The organism is Vibrio sp. V19_P1S1T109 (assembly GCF_002241375.1).
GTDB lineage: Bacteria > Pseudomonadota > Gammaproteobacteria > Enterobacterales > Vibrionaceae > Vibrio > Vibrio anguillarum.
The window spans coordinates 22,366-28,480 of sequence record NZ_NDIM01000155.1 but is presented as its reverse complement, the minus strand read 5'-3'; the positions used below and the strand labels follow the sequence as shown (position 1 = coordinate 28,480).

Genomic DNA, 6,115 nt, shown 5'->3' with positions numbered 1-6,115 from the left:
CACTTAGGAAATGGTGGCTACGACGGGATTCGAACCTGTGACCCCATCATTATGAGTGATGTGCTCTAACCAACTGAGCTACGTAGCCATTTTTATTCTCTCTTTAAGTTTGCCTTAATGTCGAGAACGGAGCGCATTATGCGGATATGGCTCTAGAGCGTCAATAGTTTTTTTGAATAAATTCTTTGAAACCAACCGTTCGAACTTTTTTTGAACAAAGAGACGTGTTTGTGATCAAAAACGGTTAATAAATCATTAAGCTTATTGATTTTTCCTTGCTTGTCGCTAAGGTTGATTTTGAGAAAAAAACAAAAAAGCCAACAGAATCTGTCGGCTTTAATGGTGTATTAATGGCGGATTAACGAGTTATTTACACGTTGAAGCGGAAGTGGATAACATCGCCATCTTTTACGATGTATTCTTTACCTTCCAAGCGCCATTTGCCCGCTTCTTTGGCTCCATTTTCGCCGCGATATTGAATGAAATCATCATAACCCACAACTTCAGCGCGAATGAAACCACGTTCAAAGTCGGTATGGATTTTACCCGCCGCTTGCGGAGCCGTCGCACCGACCGGAATCGTCCAGGCACGCACTTCTTTTACGCCTGCGGTGAAGTAGGTTTGTAGCGTTAGCAGTTCGTAACCGGTACGAATCACGCGGTTTAGACCGGGTTCTTCAATGCCTAAATCGGCTAAAAACTCGGCGCGATCTTCTTCTTCAAGTTCAGATAGTTCAGCTTCAATGGCTGCGCAAACAGCAACCACAGAATTGTTCTCTTTTTCTGCAAACTCTCTGACAGCATCAAGGTACGGGTTATTTTCAAAGCCATCTTCGCTCACGTTGGCGATATACATGGTTGGTTTCAACGTTAAGAAGTTGAGATAATCTACGGCAGCTAGCTCTTCTTTTGAGAGTTCAACCGTGCGAGCCATACCACCTTCCGTTAATACAGGGAGTAGCTTCTCTAATACGGTGATTTCAAATTTAGCGTCTTTATCGCCACCTTTGGCACGTTTTGCTTGACGTTGAATGGCGCGTTCACAGCTATCAAGGTCGGCAAGGGCAAGCTCTAGATTGATTACTTCAATATCTTCAATTGGCGATACTTTGCCTGCTACGTGAACGATATTTTCGTTCTCGAAGCAGCGAACAACGTGACCAATCGCATCTGTTTCACGGATATTTGCAAGGAATTTGTTGCCTAAACCTTCACCTTTTGACGCGCCAGCCACTAGGCCTGCGATATCGACAAATTCCATTGTCGTCGGAAGGATACGTTGAGGGTTTACAATTTCTGCTAACGCATCAAGACGAAGGTCTGGAACAGGAACCACACCCGTGTTTGGTTCGATAGTGCAAAACGGGAAGTTTGCTGCTTCGATGCCCGCTTTAGTTAGTGCATTAAATAATGTTGATTTACCCACATTTGGTAAACCCACGATGCCACATTTAAAACCCATGACTGTAACCTTATTCAGCTTTGAACGTATGTAAGCGATTTTGTGCTTTAGTTAGACCATCTTTTAGTAAAATGTCGAAGCAACGAACCGATTCGTCAACCGCGGCATCTAGGCACTCTTGCTCTTTGGCGGGTGCTTTACCTAAAACATAGCCTGCTACTTTATCTTTGTGCCCCGGATGGCCGATACCAATCCGCAGGCGGTAGAATTCTTTGTTATTGCCGAGTTTGCTGATGGTGTCTTTAAGGCCATTATGCCCGCCATGACCACCGCCCATTTTGAACTTAGCAACCCCGGGAGGTAAGTCTAGTTCATCATGTGCCACCATGATCTCTTCTGGTTTTATCTGGTAAAACTTGGCGATGGCCGCCACGGCTTTACCGGATAAATTCATAAAAGTTGTTGGGATCAATAAACGCAGATCTTCACCATTAACCACGATACGTCCGGTGAAACCGAAGAATTTGGCTTCGTTTTTCAAGGTGACGTTATGAACTCGGGCTAATTCTTCTACTACCCAAGCGCCGGCATTGTGCCTCGTTTTGGCGTATTCAGGACCAGGATTCGCTAGCCCGACAAGAAGTTTGATTGGTTGGCTCAAGGTTAGGATCTCTTTGCAATATCAAAAGCGCGGTATGATAGCACACAAAAGGGAAAGGGTGCGAGGCGCTAAAATAACAAAGGAAAAAGCACCTCATTTTTCAATGAAGTGCTTTAAAAGTATTTAAAAATCAGTAAATAAACTGAGTTTTAATTAAACATGGCAGAAATAGACTCTTCGTTGCTAATGCGACGAATCGCTTCAGCAAGCATGCTAGACAAGGTTAATTGTGTCACTTTGCCGGTTGCCGCCATCTCTTTAGATAGGGTGATCGAGTCTGTGACGATAACTTGGTCTAGAACTGAGTTTTTGATATTTTTCGCTGCGTTACCTGAGAATACCGCGTGCGTTGCGTAAGCAAATACACGTTTTGCACCACGTTCTTTCAGCGCTTCAGCGGCTTTACACAAAGTGCCGCCAGTGTCGATCATGTCATCCACGATCACACAATCGCGCCCATCAACATCGCCAATCAGGTTCATAACTTCAGACACGTTGGCGCGTGGACGACGTTTATCAACGATTGCGATGTCGATATCACCTAATGCTTTTGCAGTCGCACGAGCACGAACCACGCCACCAAGGTCAGGTGAAACCACAACAGGATCTTCTAACCCACGCGCTTTCATATCTTCAAGCAACACCGGCGTACCAAAGATGTTATCTACTGGGACGTCAAAGAAGCCTTGGATTTGTTCTGCGTGAAGGTCGATGGTCAAAACGCGGTCAACACCAACGTTTGAAAGGAAATCTGCAACAACTTTTGCAGTGATCGGTACACGAGCAGAGCGCACTCGGCGGTCTTGACGGGCATAACCAAAATATGGGATGACAGCAGTAATACGGCCTGCTGAAGCACGGCGCATTGCATCAATCATCACTACTAATTCCATTAAGTTGTCATTAGTAGGAGCACAAGTAGATTGAATAATAAATACATCGCTACCACGAACATTTTCGTTGATTTGCACTGCAACTTCACCGTCGGAGAAACGAGAAACAGTAGCATCACCAAGAGAGATGTATAGACGTTCAGCAATACGTTGGGCTAGTTCAGGTGTGGCGTTACCAGCAAATAGCTTCATATCAGGCACGGTGGAAACCTCAGGGTTGCGTCCAGTTTTTAAATAGGTCGGGTGTTGGCGAATTGGTATTCAGCCAGAGTCTTTTTCAGTGGCGAAATGTTACACCCTAAGGCGACAAACGCGAAGACTGTGTCAGGGAGCTTGGCAAGGACAGCTTCCGCTTCTACTTTGCTAGAAAATTCGGCAAAAACGCAAGATCCCGTCCCAGTCAATCTTGACGGCGCGTATTGTAGCAGCCATGAAAGTTGCTTATCAACCTCTGGGTACAGCATTCGGACAATTTTTTCGCAATCGTTTTCGTAAGGGTGTTCGAGAAGCGTTGCTAGCGCTCGTTTTGGCGTGTTCCTTATCAATTGGGGATGAGTGAAAATATCTTTCGTTGCAATGCTCACATTAGGCCGAACCACCAAATACCATTTTTGCTTTGGTTCGGTTTGGGTCAGTTTTTCACCTACGCCTTCAGCAAATGCGGCAAAGCCATGGACAAAAACGGGAACATCCGCCCCGAGTGTTAAACCGAGCGTAGCGAGTTCTTGCTGTGTTAGATTGGTTTGCCATAAGTAGTTCAGTGCAACAAGCACGGTTGCAGCATTGGAAGAGCCGCCACCGATGCCACCGCCCATTGGCAAAACTTTATTTAATTCAATGTTCGCGCCATAGCGGCATCCACTTGCCTTTTGTAAGGCGATGGCCGCTTTCCAAATCAAGTTGTCTTGTAGCGCAACGCCAGCAATGGCTGGTGTGAGAGTTATTTCGCCAGACTGATTGGCGGTAATGGTTAACTCATCACCAAAATCGAGAAATTGAAACAGTGTCTGTAATTCATGATATCCGTCGGCTCTTTGCCCGGTAATGTACAGAAAAAGGTTGAGCTTAGCGGGTGATGGCCAGTGGGTTGGGGTGCAAATCATGGCGTTAAGGTCCACTTTGAAATGACGAGGTTTAATGAAACTTGATCTTGAGTCAGCTTCAGTTTGGCCGGAAGTGGCACTGAAGTGGAAGAAGCGGATGTTGAGACGAAGGGATAAGCTTGGTAGTTCAAATATTCCAAGTGCCAGCGGCTAAGCCCTAGCTGTTTATCTAACGATGCCAACAAATTATTTTGATTCAATTGAAAACCATCCGCCTCGGTTGGCAGCCCAAGCAGCCAATCTTGTAGCTGCTCAATGGGGATCGATAACCCAGTTAACTCGTAAACTAAAGCATCCGCATTCTGCGCATCGATAATTTGATCATCATACGTTTTGACCTGGGCGCCCTGAGGCGAGATGGAGAGATTTAAGACGGTCTGCCCTAAAAATGTTGAGAGACGAAGCTGGCTATGGTCGGCATTTTTTTGCCAATGAAAATTGAGGGATTGGCGCTGTTGTGGTGATATATAGCCGAGTTTTCCGCTGGCTTGGTACTCGCGGATCGTTTGCAATTGCTGTTGGTGTTGCTGCCAGCCGACGCTCTCGACCCTTGTTGAGGGTAAGTTTGTGCAACCAAAGAGTGTTAGCAGAGTGAGGAGAGTTAAAATCAGTCTATTTGCGCGTGTCATATCTGCCCATTATTTACACAGTGAAGGCCGTAAAAACGCCTCACTATATCATTGATATCACGAAGTCGGGAAAACAAATCCCTGTTGCCCTTTCATTAAAACAGGGCATCAAGTAAAATTCTGCTCCTATTTACATTTCCTGAACCGAGAAACCTCTATAGATGTCCTTGCTTGCTATTGGAATAAATCACAATACAGCGTCGGTAGAACTGCGAGAGAAAGTGGCGTTTGGTCCTGATAAATTATCAGAAGCCTTGCGACAACTTGCGTCCAGTTCCAGCGTTCAAGGTAGCGTTATTGTCTCTACCTGTAATCGCACGGAAATTTATTGTGATGTAAAATCATCGAGCAAAAGTAAGTTAATCGATTGGTTGTCTCAGTTCCATCATGTGAATCCAGAAGATCTTAAACCGAGTTTGTATGTACACGAAGAACAAGCCGCTATTCGTCATTTGATGCGAGTGGCTTGTGGTCTGGATTCACTGGTATTGGGTGAGCCGCAGATTTTAGGGCAGGTGAAGCAAGCCTATGCGGATGCTCGCGAGCATAACGCGGCTGATTCAGCGATTGAAAAACTGTTTCAAAAAGCATTCTCGGTAGCTAAACGTGTGCGCACCGAAACTGAAATAGGCGGCAGTGCGGTATCTGTGGCTTATGCTGCTTGTACGTTGGCAAAGCAGATCTTTGAATCACTCTCTGATTCAACGGTAATGTTGGTTGGGGCGGGTGAAACCATCGAACTGGTTGCGAAGCATTTAGCCAGCCATCGATGTAAACGCATGATAGTTGCCAACCGAACCCGCGAGCGAGCGATGGGGCTTGCACAGCAGTTTGACGCTGAAGTGATTGCACTCAATGAGATACCTGACTACCTCGCCCACGCGGATATCGTCATCAGTTCAACCGCCAGCCCACTGCCGATTATTGGCAAAGGGATGGTAGAAAGTGCGATTAAAGTGCGTCGCCATCAACCCATGTTACTGATTGATATTGCCGTGCCTCGTGATATTGAATCGCAGGTCGGGGATTTAAACGATGCCTATCTGTATACGGTTGATGATCTTCAGTCGATTGTAGACAGCAATATGGAACAGCGTAAAGTTGAAGCCATTCAAGCTGAAGCGATTGTCAGTGAAGAGAGCGCAGCCTTTATGAGCTGGATGCGCTCCTTGCAAGCGGTAGACAGCATCCGAGAATACCGTCAATCGGCCAACGAAATTCGTCAAGAATTGCTCAGTAAAAGCTTGCAGGCACTGGCTGCAGGGGGCGATCCTGAAAAAGTGTTACTTGAGTTAAGTAACAAACTCACCAATCGATTGATCCACACACCAACCCGAGCATTGCAAAGCGCTGCCGAGTTAGGTGAACCGGCTAAATTGGCCGTGATTAGACAAAGTTTGGGTCTTGACGACCCTCGATAATATCCG

The 6,115-nt window shown here is 46.0% G+C and carries 6 protein-coding genes and 1 tRNA gene; 1 reads left to right on the top strand and 6 read right to left on the bottom strand.

Annotated features, from left to right (window positions below):
* Positions 1 to 11: 11 nt before the first annotated feature.
* From B9J87_RS07340 to lolB, 6 genes are all read right to left on the bottom strand, one after another.
* Positions 12 to 88 (bottom strand) — tRNA-Met (locus B9J87_RS07340).
* 282 nt (positions 89 to 370) lie between these two features.
* A complete protein-coding gene (gene ychF / locus B9J87_RS07335) occupies positions 371 to 1,462 on the bottom strand; it encodes a redox-regulated ATPase YchF (RefSeq protein WP_013857965.1) in 1,092 nt (363 codons plus the stop codon).
* 10 nt (positions 1,463 to 1,472) lie between these two features.
* Entirely contained in the window at positions 1,473 to 2,063 is a 591-nt protein-coding gene (gene pth, locus B9J87_RS07330) for an aminoacyl-tRNA hydrolase (protein ID WP_013856262.1), read from the bottom strand.
* A 149-nt stretch (positions 2,064 to 2,212) separates the two neighbouring features.
* Positions 2,213 to 3,157 carry a ribose-phosphate pyrophosphokinase gene (locus B9J87_RS07325; protein WP_010320509.1) on the bottom strand — a complete coding sequence of 315 codons (945 nt, stop codon included), beginning with the start codon at positions 3,155 to 3,157 and terminating at the stop codon, positions 2,213 to 2,215.
* A 29-nt stretch (positions 3,158 to 3,186) separates the two neighbouring features.
* Positions 3,187 to 4,059, bottom strand: coding sequence for a 4-(cytidine 5'-diphospho)-2-C-methyl-D-erythritol kinase (gene ispE / locus B9J87_RS07320; protein WP_017047866.1), 873 nt, complete (start codon positions 4,057 to 4,059; stop codon positions 3,187 to 3,189).
* Entirely contained in the window at positions 4,056 to 4,688 is a 633-nt protein-coding gene (gene lolB, locus B9J87_RS07315; RefSeq protein WP_017045762.1) for a lipoprotein insertase outer membrane protein LolB, read from the bottom strand. Before lolB ends, ispE begins: the two co-directional genes overlap by 4 nt.
* Positions 4,689 to 4,849: 161 nt before the next feature.
* Here lolB and hemA point away from each other — a divergent pair, with 161 nt between their 5' ends.
* Positions 4,850 to 6,109 carry a glutamyl-tRNA reductase gene (gene hemA, locus B9J87_RS07310; protein ID WP_013856265.1) on the top strand — a complete coding sequence of 420 codons (1,260 nt, stop codon included), beginning with the start codon at positions 4,850 to 4,852 and terminating at the stop codon, positions 6,107 to 6,109.
* Positions 6,110 to 6,115 lie beyond the last annotated feature (6 nt).

Coding starts and splice junctions, on each gene's coding strand:
- ispE (WP_017047866.1), bottom strand. CDS start 4,059: ATGATTTGCACCCCAACCCACTGGCCATCACCCGCTAAGCTCAACCTT.
- lolB (WP_017045762.1), bottom strand. CDS start 4,688: ATGACACGCGCAAATAGACTGATTTTAACTCTCCTCACTCTGCTAACA.
- hemA (WP_013856265.1), top strand. CDS start 4,850: ATGTCCTTGCTTGCTATTGGAATAAATCACAATACAGCGTCGGTAGAA.
- ychF (WP_013857965.1), bottom strand. CDS start 1,462: ATGGGTTTTAAATGTGGCATCGTGGGTTTACCAAATGTGGGTAAATCA.